We start from the raw sequence: 13,964 nt of genomic DNA, 5'->3' as shown, positions 1-13,964 counted from the left end.
GGCTTCGGACCGGCCTATACGCCCCACTGCGCCAGCTTGCGCTCGACCGTCTTGCGCGAGACGCCGAGCCGGCGCGCCGCCTCCGACTTGTTGCCGCTGCAGGCGGCGAGCACTTCCAGGATGTGGCTCTTCTCCACCGCATCGAGTGCCGCGGCCGAGGCGGCCGATTCCGCCTGCCCCTCCCCGGGCAGCGCGTCCAGCGGGAAATAGCCGAGGATGAGCGAGCGCTCGACCAGGTTCTTGAGTTCGCGCACATTGCCGGGCCAGCCGTAGGAGCGCAGGCGGGCGGCGGTATCCTCGTCGAGCGGCACGGCGGGCAAGCCGAGGTGCGAAGCCAGCTGCGCGGCAAAGTGGCTCGCCAGCGGGAGGATGTCCTCGCGCCGCTGGCGCAGCGGGGGGATCACGATATTCACCACGTCGAGGCGGTAGAACAGGTCCTGGCGGAAGCGGCCGTGCCTGACTTCGTCGGCGAGGTTGCGGTTGGTCGCCGCCACGATGCGGATGTCCACCGGGATTTCCCGCGTCGAGCCGACCGGGCGGATCATGCGGTCCTCCAGCACGCGCAGCAGCTTGGCCTGCATCGGCAGGGGCAACTCGGCGATCTCGTCGAGGAACAGCGTGCCGCCGCGGGCGTAGTAGAAGAGGCCGTGGTGCGCATCGCTGGCGCCGGTGAAGGCGCCCTTGACGTGGCCGAACAGCTCGGACTCGATCAGCTCGGGCGAGATGGCACCGCAGTTAACCGGCACGAAGGGCCGTTGCGCGCGCGGGCTCATGCTGTGCAGGGCTCGCGCCGCCACTTCCTTGCCGACGCCCGACTCGCCCTGCAGCAGGACGGTGCTGGGCATGGCGGCGACGCGCTTGATCATCTGGCACAGCCGGCTCATGGCGTCCGAGCAACCGACGATGCCCTCGATGCCGCCGGAGCGCTCGGCCACCTCGCGCCGCAGCACGAAATTCTCGCGCAGCAGGCGGGCACGGTCGAAGCACTTGCGGATGGCGTTGAGGATCTGGTCGACGCGGAAGGGCTTGAGGATGAAATCCGAAGCCCCGGCGCGCAGGGCGTGGATGGCCGTGTCGATGTCGGCGAAGGCGGTGATCAGGATGACGTCGCCCTGGAAGCCGCCGTCGCGCAGCTCGTCGAGCCACTCCACCCCGCTTTTGCCGGGCAGCGAGATGTCGAGGATGATCAGGTCGAAGTGGATGCGGTTGAACAGCGTCCGCCCCTCTTCCGCGCTGCCCGCCGTCTCGACCAGGCCGCAGCGGCTGGCGAGCGTCTTGTGCAGAAAGCTGCGCATGCCTTCCTCGTCGTCGACGACAAGGACGGAGTACTGCTGCCAGGCATTGGCCCGGGCAGCGGGACGGACGGGCGCCGGCGCCGGGTGGTTCATCGGGCCAGCGCAATCAGCACGCTGCAGGGGGCGTCCTCGATGAGGGTCGAGCCCACCGAGCCCTTCCACCAGCGCGACATGAAGAAGGCGTGCTTGCGATGGCCGACGACGATCAGGTCGGCGCCCAGCTCGCCGGCAAGCCGGCAGATCTCGTCGACCGGCTCGCCGGTGACGACGTGGCCCTCGGCCTTCACCCCCTTCTCCGCGAGCAGCCTCAGCCCCTCGTCGAGAATGTCCTTGAAGCGCCGGTTCTCGTCCTCCTGCAGCGTGTCCGGCACGAAGCCCTCGGTCAGGTAGAGCCCGGCCATCAGCGGCGCCACCGCCAGCAGGTGGATCTCGGCATGCAGGAAATTGTTGATGTCGGCGCACTCGAGCAGCGCGGTTCTCCCGCTCTGCGAACCATCGTAGGCCAGCAGCACCTTGCGGTACATATCCCCCTCCGCTCTGTAATTGTCGCGATCCGGCGATGGTAATGGAAGGGACACGCCGGTTCAATCGTGACTTATACTTCGGCGTCCGACGATTCCGCGAACATGAAACCCGACATCGACTCCCCCGACCTGACCCTGGGCATCGCCGGCGCCGGCGCCATGGGCCGCGGCATCGCGCAGATCGCCGCCCAGGCCGGCATCCGCGTCCTGCTCTTCGACCTCGCGCCAGGCGCCGCCGCCGCCGCACAGCAGACCATCGCCTCCACGTTGTCCGGACTGGCCGCCAAGGGCAAGATCGCCCGGGAGGCCGCCGACGCAGCGGCCGCCCGCATCGTACCCGCCGAGTCGCTGGACGCCTTTGCGCCCTGCCACATCGTCGTCGAAGCCATCATCGAGAAGCTGGAGGCCAAGCGCCAGCTGTTCGCCGCGCTCGAAGGCATCGTCGGCGAGGGCTGCATCCTCGCCAGCAACACTTCCTCGCTGTCGGTGACGGAGATCGCCGCCGCCTGCCGCAGGCCGGGCCGCATCGCCGGCTACCATTTCTTCAATCCGGTGCCGCTGATGAAGGTCGTCGAAGTCGTCGATGCCCTGCTCACCGAGCCGTGGGTCGGCGAGGCCCTGACCGGACTGGCCCGGCGCATGGGCCATACGCCGGTGCGCGCCAAGGACACGCCGGGGTTCATCGTGAACCACGCCGGCCGCGGCTACGTCACCGAGGCCCTGCGCCTGCTCGGCGAGAACGTCGCCGAATGCCATGTCATCGACGCCATCCTGCGCGGGGCGGGCGGCTTTCGCATGGGGCCGTTCGAGCTGCTCGACCTGACCGGCCTCGACGTCTCGCATCCGGTGATGGAGTCGATCTACCACCAGTACTACCAGGAACCGCGCTACCGGCCCTCCGCCTTGGCGGCGCAGCGCCTGGCCGGCGGGCTGCTCGGGCGCAAGAGCGGCCGCGGCTTCTACGAGTACCCGGACGGCAAGCAGCAGGTGCCGCCGACGCCAATCGCCTCCGCCGCGCGCCCGGCCCGCGTCTGGGTGAGCAGTGCGCGTCCGCCGCTGGCTGCCGCCGTGCGCGAACTGGTGCGCAAGCTCGGCTGCACGCTCGACGAAAGTCAGTCTCCGCAGGACGGCGCCCTCTGCATCGTCACGCCGCTCGGCGAGGACGCCAGCACCTGTGCGGCACGCGAGGGGCTGGATGCCACGCGCACCGTCGCCATCGACGCACTCTGCGGCCTCGACCGGCACCGTACCCTGATGACCACGCCCCTCACCTCGACCGCCATGCGCGAGGCGGCGCACGGCCTCTTCGCCGCCGATGGCGTGGCGGCGTCCGTCGTCCGCGACAGCGCCGGTTGCGTCGCGCAGCGCGTGCTGGCGCACATCGTCAACATCGGCTGCGACATCGCCCAGCAGGGCATCGCGCTGCCTGCGGACATCGACCGCGCCGTCACCCTCGGCCTCGGCTATCCCAGTGGCCCGCTGGCGTTGGGCGACGCGCTTGGCGCGCGCACTGTCCTCGCCATCCTGGAAAACCTGCAGGCCGGCTGCGGCGATCCGCGCTACCGGCCCAGCCCCTGGCTGAAGCGGCGCGCACAGCTCGGCGCCTCGTTGCTCACGCAAGAGGCCTGAGTTGCTGCTGCTCGACGCGCGCACCATCCTGCTGCTGATGGCCTTCACGGCGGTGCCCACCGCCCTGGTGCTGCTGGCCGTCTCTCGCTTCTATGCAGCCAGCGTGCGCGGCGTCTGGCACTGGACCGGCGCCAACATCGCACTCGCCGCCGGCCTGCTGCTGCTCGGCCTGTCCCAGACCGCCAATGAACTGCCCGCACGCGTCGTCGGCAATACCCTGCTGGTGGCGACCACGGCGCTCTACTACCTCGCCATCCAGCGCCTGCTCGGCGACAAGCCCAGCAACCGGCTTGCCTGGGCGACAGTGGCCGCCGCCGGCGTCATCTTTGCCATGCTGTGGAGCTCAGCGGCACCCCATCGCCTGGCGGTGGGAACGCTGTCCATCGCGCTGATGATTCTCACCGGCCTCAGTTCCGCCCGGCTGCTGCTGCCGCTGTCTTCCGAAAAGCCGGTTTCGCACCGCTTCACCGGCCTGCTCTTCCTGCTCGGCTGCGCCCTGATGACCGGGCGCCTGCTGCACGCCATATTCTCCGACAACCCCCCGGCCCATCTCTTCGCACCCCATTTCTGGCAGGGGATGATTCTCGGCGGCGCCCACATCACCACCATGCTGATGAGCCTGGGCTTCGCCCTGATGATCGTCGACCAGCTCGCCTCCGAACTGAACCGGCTGGCCACGCTGGATGCGCTCACCGGCATCGGCAACCGCCGGGTCTTCTATGCCCGCGCGGAATCGGAACTGGCACGCTGCCGGCGCAAGGGCACGCCGCTGTCGCTGCTGATGATCGACCTCGACCGCTTCAAGTCGATCAACGACGCGCTCGGGCATGCCGCCGGCGACGAAACGCTGCGCCGCTTCGCCGCGCTGGTGCACCCGCACCTGCGCGAATACGATTTCTTCGCCCGTCTGGGCGGCGAGGAATTCGCCGTACTGCTGCCCGACGCCACCGAGGAGGTCGCATTGGGCATTGCCGAGCGGCTGCGCGAACTGACCGAGGCCGAACGCCTGCCGGCACCCGGCTTCCCGGTGCCCACCACGGCCAGCATCGGTGCCGCCCAACTGCTCGCGCACGAACGCGCCATCGACCAGCTCATGCACCGCGCCGACCAGGCGCTGTACGCCGCCAAGAGCGGCGGACGCAACCGCGTCGTGGCCGCCTCCTGGCTGGAGGAGACGACGGCGGTCCTGGCGTCGACGTCAGGGCATTCCGCCGCATCTGCGTCGGCACTGCGGACCAATAGGAAATGATCGACTGGCGCGCCATCGACACCGTCCTCCTCGACATGGACGGCACGCTGCTCGACCTGCATTTCGACAATCACTTCTGGCAGGAACACGTGCCGGTGCGCTATGCCGAACGGCACGATCTGCCGCACGCGGAAGCGCGCCGCCGCCTGACCGACATCTACCGCGCCAAGGTCGGCACGCTGGACTGGTATTGCGTGGATTTCTGGACGCGCGAATTGCAGCTCGATATCGCCCGGCTGAAGGAGGAAGTGGCGCATCTCATCGCGGTGCATCCGGACGTGCCGCGCTTCCTCGAAGCGCTGCGCGCGGCGGGCAAGGGGGTCGTCCTCGTCACCAACGCGCACCAGAAGAGCCTCACGCTGAAGATGGCCCGCACCGGCCTGCAGGTGCACTTCGACCTGCTCATCACCTCGCACGAGGTCGGCCTGCCCAAGGAGGATCCCGCCTTCTGGCCGGCCCTGCGCGCCGTGGTGCCCTACGACCCTGCGCGCACCCTCCTCATCGACGACAGCCTGCCGGTGCTGCGCGCGGCGCGCCAGGCCGGCATCGCCCACCTGCTCGCCGTCTACCGGCCCGATACGCGCCAGCCCGAGAAGGACGTCGGCGAGTTCGCCGCATTGCGGCACTTCGCCGAGATCCTGCCGCAATAGCATTCCTGCGGGGCGAAGGCCGCGCCCTAAACGCGACCTTTCCCCAGCGTGAAGCGGAACGTCGCGCCGCGGTCCGGCTCGGCTTCCGCCCAGACCCGTCCTCCGTGGCGCTCGACCAGCCGCTTGACGATCGCCAGGCCGACGCCGGTCCCCTGGAAGTCGCTTTCCGGATGCAGCCGCTGGAACATGCCGAACAGCTTGTCGGCATAGCGCATGTCGAAGCCGGCGCCGTTGTCCTGCACGTGGATCACGACCTCGTCCTGTCCCTCTTGCGCGCCGATCTCGACCATCGGCTGGGCGCGCCTGGACGAATACTTGCAGGCGTTGCCCACCAGGTTGATGAGGATCTGCCGCAGCATGGTCGGATCGCCTTGGACCGTCGGCAACCCGCCCACCGTGATGGCGGTATGCGGGTAGGTTTCCTCCAGTTCGCCGGAGATCTTCTGTGCCAGGACGCGCAAGTCGACCCGCTCGTCCGCCTTGGCCAGCCGGCCGGCCCGCGAGTATTCGAGGACGTCGTCGATCAGCTGGCCGAGCCTGGTCGCCGCCTTCGCCACGCGGTCGAGCAGGTCCTTGCCGTCCGCCGAGAGGCGTTCGCGCTCCTCGCTGGCGAGAATGCTGGAAAAGCCGTTGATGGCGCGCAGGGGTGCCCGCAGGTCGTGGGAAATGGAATAGGAGAACGACTCGAGGTCCCGGTTGGCGCGTTCGAGTTCGGCGGTGCGCTGGTGCACGCGCCGCTCCAGTTCGGCATTGAAATCGCGCAGCCGGCGCTCCGCCACCTTGCGCTCGGTGATGTCGCGCGAGACGCCATAAACGACAAGGTGCCCGCTCGTCGGGTCGCGCTCGAAGCGGGTGGAGGTCTCGGTCCACACCGCGCTGCCATCCTTGCGCGGCTGCTCCACCTCGTTGATGTAGGTCTTGCGGACCCCGCGCTGGAATTCCGCGATGTTCTCGGGAAGGATGCGCTGCAGCAGCTCGCGCGACTGTGGCGTCAGGGCTTCGAGCATGGGTTGGCTCATGACCTCCTCCGGCGTAAAGCCGCGCAGCCGCTCCACCGAGGGGCTGACATAGAGGAAGCGCTGGGTGTCCACGTCCAGCAGCCAGATCACGTCCGAGGCGTTCTCGGTGATCAGGCGGTATTTCCGTTCGCTTTCGCTCAGGGAGCGGGTCATGCGTTCCGCCAACAGCACGGCGCGCCGCCGCATCGAAACGACCGACCACATCACCGCGAACAGCAGCAGGCTGATCACGATGCCGATGGCCAGCACCTGCAACGGGCGGTTCGCTGCCGCGGCTTTCTCCAGAGACGGCTCGCTGGCGAAGCTCAGCACCCATTCGCGGCCGGCGACAGGCATCCTCTCGCTGGCGGAAAACCGCGGCGTATGGTCGGCCTTCTCCCTCGGCCCGCGATAGAGGAGGGCCGCTTCCGTCATTTCCACGCCGTCGTGGATGGCCAGGGCCACGCCGGCCACGTCCGGCATGCGGAATGGACTGAGGACGAATCCGTGCAAGGTCGTGCGGCTGCGGTCAAATACGGGCAGGTACATGATGAAGGCCGGGACCGGGGCCCCCTCATCAACTTTCAGCGTGATCTTCCGCGTGATGGTGGCACGACCGGACTGCAGGGCCTGCTCCATCGCCTGGCGCCGAATGCCGTCCTGCCACATGTCGTAGCCGAGCGCCTTAACGTTCAGCCCTGAATAGGGCTCGGTGAAGACGTTGACGACATAGTGCTCGCGCCGGCCCTCCGGCCAGACGGTGAAATCCGCCACGCCCGAAGCCCGCACCTGCCGAACCAGGCTGTCGAGTCCGCCGGCAGGCACGTATCGGGCAAAAGCGACGGCCTGGATGGCCGGATACTCGCTGGGCAATTGCAGGCCGGCGACGTATTCATGCCAATCCTCGCGCGTCACCTCTTCGCTGGCCGAGAACAGGGCGGCGGCACCGCGCAGGACCAGCGAATACCCGGCCAGGCGGGATTCAAGGCTGCCGCGGATATCCGCCACGCGGGCCTGGAAATCCGTGCGCATTTGCTCTTCGATCCTGGCGGCCGTCCACTGCCAGATGGCCGCGGTCGCGACCAGCGAGATGAGAAGGACCAGCCACGCCGGCCACATGCCGAGTCCGTTGCCGGGCGGGGCGGCTGCATTGTCCTGGCGCCGCCTTGCTTGCGTCGATTCCATTACGATCAAGTTGCCATTTTCCGGGGCAGGCCCGCTCGGAGCCGCAACGCGAATAGTACCGAAGCGGCGGTGGGGGGCAATAAAAAGCCCCGCATTCGGCGGGGCTTTTCAGGGATGCGGCAAAGGCATCAGTCGGTTCGCCGCTTCGCCTTGCCGTAAAAATAGGCGCTGCCGAGAAACGCCACGAGCAGGGTGGCCAGCGCATGCGTGCCATAGAAGCTCTTGACGTAATCCAGCCCGCCGACGAACCAGGACAGCAGGATGGAGCCGATCGCCAGCGCCGAAAGGCACATGACGCTCAGCGCCAGCAGGAAACCCCCGCCCCGCCTGCCGTTTGCGTGCAATTCACAGCTTGTCTTCATGATCGCTCTCCTCCGTTGATATGCCTTGGGTCAAACCGGCTTGATGTTATGGCCACACCCTATAGCGAGTTGCGGCTCCGGCTCAAGCAATTTTGACGATGCTGCAGTGCGATTCACGAATGAATTTTTTTATCCTCCCCTATGCCCACCGTATAGGCATCCGGAATATCCTTGGAGCCTTGATCCTTCACGCGACTGTCGCCGCGCCTTCGTGTATGTAACGGCGAGATTGAATAGGCGAGTGCCGTCATGTTATTTTCGATTTTCTTAAGCCCAAATCAAACGGGAGAAACGCATGCACGGCCTGATGCAGCACATGCCCTTGATGATCTCGTCGCTGATCCGGCACGCCGACCGCAACCACGGCGATACCGCGATCGTCTCGCGCGAAACCACCGGCGGCCTCTACCGTTATACCTATCGCGATGCCCACCGCCGTTCCCGCCAGCTGGCCCGCGCCCTGCTGTCGCTCGGCGTGAAGCCGGCCGACCGGGTGGCAACCCTGGCTTGGAACAACCACCGTCACTTCGAGCTGTACTACGGCGTCTCCGGCATGGGCGCCATCCTCAACACGGTGAACCCCCGCCTGTTTCCCGAGCAGATCGCCTACATCATCAATCATGCCGACGACGGCCTGGTCTTCTTCGACCTGACCTTCCTGCCGCTGATCGAAGGCGTTGCGCCGCACTGCAAGGGCGTCAAGTCCTGGGTGGCGATGACCGACCGCGCCCACATGCCCGAGTCGAAGCTCGACCTGCTCTGCTACGAGGAGCTGGTCAACGCCCATTCCGACGACTACGAGTGGCCGGAATTCGACGAGCTCACCGCCTCGTCGCTATGCTACACATCGGGCACCACGGGCAACCCGAAGGGGGCCCTCTACTCGCACCGCTCGACGGTGCTGCACGCCTACGGCTCGGCCCTGCCGGACGCGCTCAACCTCTCCGCCCGCGACACCGTGCTGCCGGTGGTGCCGCTGTTCCACGTCAACGCCTGGGGCCTGCCCTATGCCTGCGCGCTGGCCGGCGCCAAGCTGGTGATGCCGGGCCCTCAGCTCGACGGCGCCAGCCTGCACGAACTCTTCGAGACGGAAAAGGTCACGGTCAGCGCCGGCGTGCCGACGATCTGGCTCGGCCTGATGCAGCACCTGCAGGGCACGGGCCTCAAGCTGTCCACCGTCAAGCGCCTGGTGATCGGCGGCTCGGCGGCGCCGCCGGCCATGATCCGCAGCTTCGACGAGCAGTTCGGCGTCACCGTGCTGCACGCCTGGGGCATGACCGAGATGAGCCCGCTCGGTACGGTGAACACCTACAAGGCCAAGCACCTTGGCCTTTCCGACGCCGAACGCGACAGGGTGCGCCTGAACCAGGGCCGCCCCATCTACGGCGTGGACATGAAGATCGTCGACGACGAAGGCAAGGAGCTGCCGCGCGACGGCAAGGCCTTCGGCGACCTGCTGGTGCGCGGGCCGTGGATCGTCTCCGGCTACTTCAAGGGCGAGGGCGGCAACGTCCTGCGCGAGGGCGGCTGGTTTCCCACCGGCGACGTCGCCACGCTGGACCCGGACGGCTACATGCAGATCACCGACCGCTCCAAGGACGTCATCAAGTCCGGCGGCGAATGGATCAGCTCGATCGACCTGGAGAACCTCGCCGTGGCGCATCCGGCCGTGGCCGAAGCGGCGGTGATCGGCATCGCCCACCCGAAATGGGACGAGCGGCCGCTGCTGATCGTGGTGAAGAAGCCCGGCCAGGAGGTCACGCGCGAGCAGCTGCTCGACTTCATGCGCGACAAGATCGCCAAGTGGTGGATGCCCGACGATGTCGTCTTCGTCGACAGCCTGCCCCACACCGCCACCGGCAAGCTCCTCAAGACCAAGCTGCGCGAGGAATTCCGCGGCCACCAGTTGCCGACATGAGCGCTCCCTACAGTTTTTTTCACCAGCTGCGCGTACGCTGGGCCGAAGTGGACCGCCAGGGCATCGTCTTCAACGGCCACTACCTGACCTACTTCGACGTCGCCATCACCGAGTACTGGCGCGCCATCAACCTGCCCTACCCGGACGGCGTCGCCGATTCGGGCAGCGATCTGTACGTGGTCAAGACGCTGATCAACTACAAGGGCTCGGCCGAATACGACGACATTCTCGACATCGGCGTGCATGTCTCGCGCATCGGCCTGACCAGCATCACTTTCCAGCTCGGCATCTTCCGTGAGGGCCGCCTGCTGGTCGACGGCGAAGTGGTGTATGTCAACGCCGATCCGGAGACGCGCCGCCCGGCGCCGGTGCCGGACAAATTGCGCCACGCCATCGAGCACTTCGAGGCCGCGCACGCCAAAGCATCGGCTTGATCCGCTCTGCGGAACACGCCATTTGGGCAGGTAGACATTCAAGGCCGTTCGGGTAAAGTGGAACCAAGCATCTGCTTTTCATCCGGCTCGGCCATTATTAGATGATCTACGCGCTTCACGAACTGCAACACGCCGCCAACGCGCCCCTGCGTTTCTGGGCGGAAACCAGCCAGCAACTCTTCACCAACCCTTTCAGCCCGCTCGCCTACCTGCCGCACAGCAGCCGCGTCGCCGCCGGCTCCGAACTGCTTGCCCGAGTCGTCAGGCGCTATGAAAAGCCGGAATTCGGGCTCGACCATACCGTCATCGGCGGGAAAACCGTGGCGGTGCGCGAAGAGGTGGTGGAGTCGAAGCCCTTCTGCAACCTGCTGCGCTTCCGCCGGGAGGCAACCTTCGAGCACCCGAAAGTGTTGGTGGTGGCGCCGCTTTCAGGCCATTACGCCACCCTGCTGCGAGACACCGTGCGTGCGCTGCTGCCCGACCACGACGTCTATATCACCGACTGGATCGACGCCCGCCAGGTGCCGCTCGCCGAAGGCTACTTCCACTTTGCCGACTATGTCGCCTACGTGCAGGATTTCCTCCGCCTGCTCGCGCCGGACGTGCACGTCGTTTCCGTTTGCCAGCCGACCGTGCCGGTGCTGGCCGCCGTCTCGCTGATGGCAGCTGCAGACGACCCCGCCCAGCCGCGCAGCATGACGCTGATGGGCGGCCCGATCGACACGCGCCGCGCGCCGACGGAGGTGAACCGCTACGCCAAGACGCGCAGCCTGCGCTGGTTCGACACCCACGTCATCACCCGCGTGCCGCTCAAGTACCCGGGCTACATGCGGCGGGTCTACCCCGGCTTCCTGCAGCATTCCGGCTTTGTCGCCATGAACCCGGACCGCCACCTGCAGGCGCACATCGACTTCTACAACCACCTGGTGGAAGGCGACGGCGAATCGGCCGAGGCGCACCGCAAGTTCTACGACGAGTACAACGCGGTGATGGACCTGCCGGCAGAGTACTACCTGGAAACCCTGGAGATGGTGTTCATGAAGCACCAGCTGCCGCAGGGCGAGATGACGGTGTCCGGGCAGCGCGTCAAGCCCTGGGCCATCCGCGAGACGGCGCTGTTCACCATCGAGGGCGAGCTGGACGACATTTCAGGCCCCGGCCAGACCGAAGCGGCGCATGAACTGTGCCGCAACATCCCGGCCGAAAGGAAGGAACACTTTCTCGTGCCGGGGGTCGGCCACTACGGCATCTTCAGCGGCCGGCGCTGGCGCGAGACGATCTGCCCGCGCGTGCGCGACTTCATCCGGAAAAGCGGCTGAACGCGCCGCCGGAAGGCGGCGCGGCAGCAATTCCCTGCTTCAATCCTCCTCAGCCACCTGCGGCCTGTTGTTGGCGTGGTGCTTGACGTCCCCACGCTGACGCCGGCCAAATTCCTCCACCTGCCGCTTGGCGGCATCGAAGGCGTCGCGCAAGGCGACATAGATATCCTCGTGCTTGTCCCGGTTCACCACGATCTCGCTGCCCGGCACCTTGATGTCGATGCGCACGTTGTGCAGCTTGCCCTGATGGTGGTGCTTGTGCGGCAGTTCCACCGTGACGTGACAGCCGATGATGTTCGGATAGAAGGTCTCCAGCTTGGCGACCTTCTCGCGGATATGGGTTTCCACCGCATCGGAATGGGGAATGTCCTTGAAGGTGATCTGGACGGGTCTTTGCATGACGACACCTGACTGTGAGTGGGTTGATAGCCGATTTCAGGATAACCCGCGGGAGCGGCACGGCTTTGAGCTAAATCAATCTACGGCTGTCCGCGCATCGACTTCCCGTGCCAGGGCGCGCAGAGGTTGGTCCACCCCCACGGCATAGTCAGGCGCGGCAGACAGTGCCCGCAGTGCGGCCGGCAGCCGCTCCAGTTCCGCCTGCGCATGGCGGCGCGCGTCCTGCAGGGAGGGCTGCGTCCCCAGGCGGCGACCGCTGCGCATGACTTCATTCAGCAGACCGCATGCGGCGGGGGCGGCATCCGTCGTGGTCAGCAGGTCGCCTGTCATGCGACCTGCCTCGTCGTAGTTGCGGATCACCTGCTTGCGGCCCGGCCAGGTGGCCTTGCCTTCGGAGCGCTTGCGCCGCGGCAACCCGGCGTATTCCTGCAGCTTGTAGGCGCAATCGAGATAGGGCGCATCGGCCGAGGTGTTCATGCGCGTGCCGACGCCGAAGCCGTCGATGGGCGCGCCGCCGGCCACCAGGTCCCGCACGCGGTACTCGTCGAGGTTGCCGCTGGCGAAGATCTTCACCGCCGGCAGCCCGCCTTCGTCGAGAATTCGCCGCACGCTGCGCGCGTGCGCCGACAGGTCGCCGCTGTCGATGCGCACGGCGCCGACGTCGATGCCCTCGCCTGCCAGCCGCCTGGCCAGCGGCACCAGCCGGCGCGCAGCGCCTTCCGTGTCGTAGGTATCGATGAGCAGCGTGTTCGCCTTGGGGTGGGAGCGGGCGAAATCCTCGAAGGCCTGCATCTCGCTGTCGTGCGCCTGGATGAAGGAATGCGCCATGGTGCCGAAAAGCGGAATGCCCCACAGCATGCCGGCCTGGACGTTGGAGGTGCCGTCGAAACCGGCCAGGTAACTGGCGCGCGCCGAGAGCAGCCCCGCCTCGGCGCCGTGGGCGCGGCGCAGGCCGAAATCGACCAGCAGCCTGTCCGGCGCGGCCAGGCGTACCCGGGCCGCCTTCGAGGCCACCATCACCTCGAACTGCAGCAGGTTGATGATGCGCGTCTCGACCAGCTGTGCCTGCGGCAGCGGCGCAACGATGCGCAGGATCGGCTCGTCCGGAAAAAAAGGCGTGCCCTCGGGCATGGCGGCAACGTCGCCGTCGAAGCGCAGGTCGGCCAGCGAGTCCACGAAGTCTCTGCTGAAGCGCCCGCTGCCGGCGAGCCACTCAAGTTCCTCGCCCGTGAAGCGAAGCGTCTCCAGATAGCCGAGCACCTGTTCCAGCCCGGCTGCGACCAGGAAATTGCGGTGCTCCGGCATCTTGCGCACGAAGAACTCGAATACTGCCGTCTGGTCCATGCCGCGGTCGTGATAGACCTGCAGCATGGTGAGCTGGTAGAGATCGGTGAGCAGCGCGCTCATTTCATGCAGTCAGCCTGCCGTAATCGATTGGAACCGCTCCGAAGCGGCGCATTTCGTCGATGGCGTGACCGCCATCGCCCGCTTGCACGTCCACCGCGCGCACGGCATCCAGCAGCAGGAAGACCGCATAGCCCAGTCGCAGTGCATCGCGCACGGTGTTCAGCACGCAGTAGTCGGTGGCCAACCCGCCGACGAAGACGCGCGAAACGCCGGCGTGCTTCAGCCAGTCGTCGAGGTCGGTGCCTTCGAAGCCGGAGTAGGCATCCTTGTCCGGCGCCGTCGCCTTCGACACGATGCGCGCCTCGCAGGGCAGGTCGAGCAAGGGAGCGAAGCGCGCGCCGTCGGAACCGGCCACGCAATGCGGCGGCCAGGGGCCGCCCTGGGCTCGAAAGGAGCAGTGATCCGGCGGGTGCCAGTCGCGCGTCGCCACGACCGGAAAAGTCAGTCCCCGGAACACGGCGATGTAGCGATTGAGCGCCGGCACGACCTCGTCGCCGCGCGGCACGGCGAGGCTGCCGCCGGGAAGGAAGTCGAGCTGGACGTCGACGAGGATCAGCGCATCGCCCGTCCGTGGCCGGATCGCTTCAGCCGCCAT

Annotated in this window: 14 protein-coding genes; 6 read left to right on the top strand and 8 right to left on the bottom strand. The window is 67.1% G+C overall.

What is annotated here, in order from left to right; all coding sequences use genetic code 11:
* Nucleotides 1-14: 14 nt before the first annotated feature.
* Both ROZ00_04740 and ROZ00_04735 read right to left on the bottom strand, forming a co-directional pair.
* Nucleotides 15-1,388: a sigma-54 dependent transcriptional regulator gene (locus tag ROZ00_04740; GenBank protein MDT3735511.1), complete on the bottom strand. Its 1,374-nt coding sequence runs from the start codon at nt 1,386-1,388 to the stop codon at nt 15-17.
* Complete coding sequence (locus ROZ00_04735; protein MDT3735510.1) at nt 1,385-1,819, bottom strand: universal stress protein; 435 nt, start codon at nt 1,817-1,819, stop codon at nt 1,385-1,387. Before ROZ00_04735 ends, ROZ00_04740 begins: the two co-directional genes overlap by 4 nt.
* A 102-nt stretch (nt 1,820-1,921) precedes the next feature.
* Between ROZ00_04735 and ROZ00_04730 the strand changes: the two genes are divergently transcribed.
* The 3 genes from ROZ00_04730 to yrfG are packed head-to-tail and all read left to right on the top strand — an operon-like array spanning nt 1,922 to nt 5,347.
* Complete coding sequence (locus tag ROZ00_04730) at nt 1,922-3,448, top strand: 3-hydroxyacyl-CoA dehydrogenase (protein MDT3735509.1); 1,527 nt, start codon at nt 1,922-1,924, stop codon at nt 3,446-3,448.
* Between the two features lies 1 nt (nt 3,449).
* Nucleotides 3,450-4,697 carry a GGDEF domain-containing protein gene (locus ROZ00_04725; protein MDT3735508.1) on the top strand — a complete coding sequence of 416 codons (1,248 nt, stop codon included), beginning with the start codon at nt 3,450-3,452 and terminating at the stop codon, nt 4,695-4,697.
* Nucleotides 4,694-5,347, top strand: coding sequence for a GMP/IMP nucleotidase (gene yrfG, locus ROZ00_04720; GenBank protein ID MDT3735507.1), 654 nt, complete (start codon nt 4,694-4,696; stop codon nt 5,345-5,347). Before ROZ00_04725 ends, yrfG begins: the two co-directional genes overlap by 4 nt.
* Nucleotides 5,348-5,373: 26 nt before the next feature.
* On the opposite strand, the gene ROZ00_04715 is transcribed toward yrfG, so the two are convergent.
* From ROZ00_04715 to ROZ00_04705, 3 genes are all read right to left on the bottom strand, one after another.
* On the bottom strand, nt 5,374-7,530 hold the full coding sequence (locus tag ROZ00_04715; GenBank protein ID MDT3735506.1) for a CHASE domain-containing protein: 2,157 nt from the start codon (nt 7,528-7,530) through the stop codon (nt 5,374-5,376).
* Between the two features lie 128 nt (nt 7,531-7,658).
* Nucleotides 7,659-7,892, bottom strand: a complete 234-nt coding sequence (locus ROZ00_04710) for a hypothetical protein (GenBank protein MDT3735505.1) — start codon at nt 7,890-7,892, stop codon at nt 7,659-7,661.
* A gap of 113 nt (nt 7,893-8,005) precedes the next feature.
* Nucleotides 8,006-8,143 carry a hypothetical protein gene (locus ROZ00_04705; protein ID MDT3735504.1) on the bottom strand — a complete coding sequence of 46 codons (138 nt, stop codon included), beginning with the start codon at nt 8,141-8,143 and terminating at the stop codon, nt 8,006-8,008.
* 44 nt (nt 8,144-8,187) lie between these two features.
* Between ROZ00_04705 and ROZ00_04700 the strand changes: the two genes are divergently transcribed.
* The 3 genes from ROZ00_04700 to phaZ all read left to right on the top strand — a co-directional run bounded on the left by ROZ00_04700 (nt 8,188) and on the right by phaZ (nt 11,563).
* Complete coding sequence (locus ROZ00_04700; protein ID MDT3735503.1) at nt 8,188-9,810, top strand: 3-(methylthio)propionyl-CoA ligase; 1,623 nt, start codon at nt 8,188-8,190, stop codon at nt 9,808-9,810.
* Complete coding sequence (locus ROZ00_04695) at nt 9,807-10,244, top strand: thioesterase family protein (protein MDT3735502.1); 438 nt, start codon at nt 9,807-9,809, stop codon at nt 10,242-10,244. The genes ROZ00_04700 and ROZ00_04695 overlap by 4 nt, the downstream gene beginning before the upstream one ends.
* A 101-nt stretch (nt 10,245-10,345) precedes the next feature.
* The gene (gene phaZ / locus ROZ00_04690) at nt 10,346-11,563 is read left to right on the top strand and encodes a polyhydroxyalkanoate depolymerase (protein MDT3735501.1); all 1,218 of its coding nucleotides are present in this window, start codon (nt 10,346-10,348) and stop codon (nt 11,561-11,563) included.
* A 39-nt stretch (nt 11,564-11,602) separates the two neighbouring features.
* On the opposite strand, the gene raiA is transcribed toward phaZ, so the two are convergent.
* The 3 genes from raiA to ROZ00_04675 all read right to left on the bottom strand — a co-directional run bounded on the left by raiA (nt 11,603) and on the right by ROZ00_04675 (nt 13,964).
* A complete protein-coding gene (gene raiA / locus ROZ00_04685; GenBank protein MDT3735500.1) occupies nt 11,603-11,962 on the bottom strand; it encodes a ribosome-associated translation inhibitor RaiA in 360 nt (119 codons plus the stop codon).
* Between the two features lie 75 nt (nt 11,963-12,037).
* A complete protein-coding gene (locus tag ROZ00_04680) occupies nt 12,038-13,369 on the bottom strand; it encodes a nicotinate phosphoribosyltransferase (protein MDT3735499.1) in 1,332 nt (443 codons plus the stop codon).
* Nucleotide 13,370: 1 nt separating this feature from the next.
* Entirely contained in the window at nt 13,371-13,964 is a 594-nt protein-coding gene (locus ROZ00_04675) for a nicotinamidase (protein ID MDT3735498.1), read from the bottom strand.

The sequence above is a fragment of the Denitratisoma sp. genome (assembly GCA_032027165.1).
In the GTDB taxonomy this organism is placed as follows: Bacteria; Pseudomonadota; Gammaproteobacteria; order Burkholderiales; family Rhodocyclaceae; genus Desulfobacillus.
This window is presented reverse-complemented; position numbering and strand designations above follow the sequence as displayed.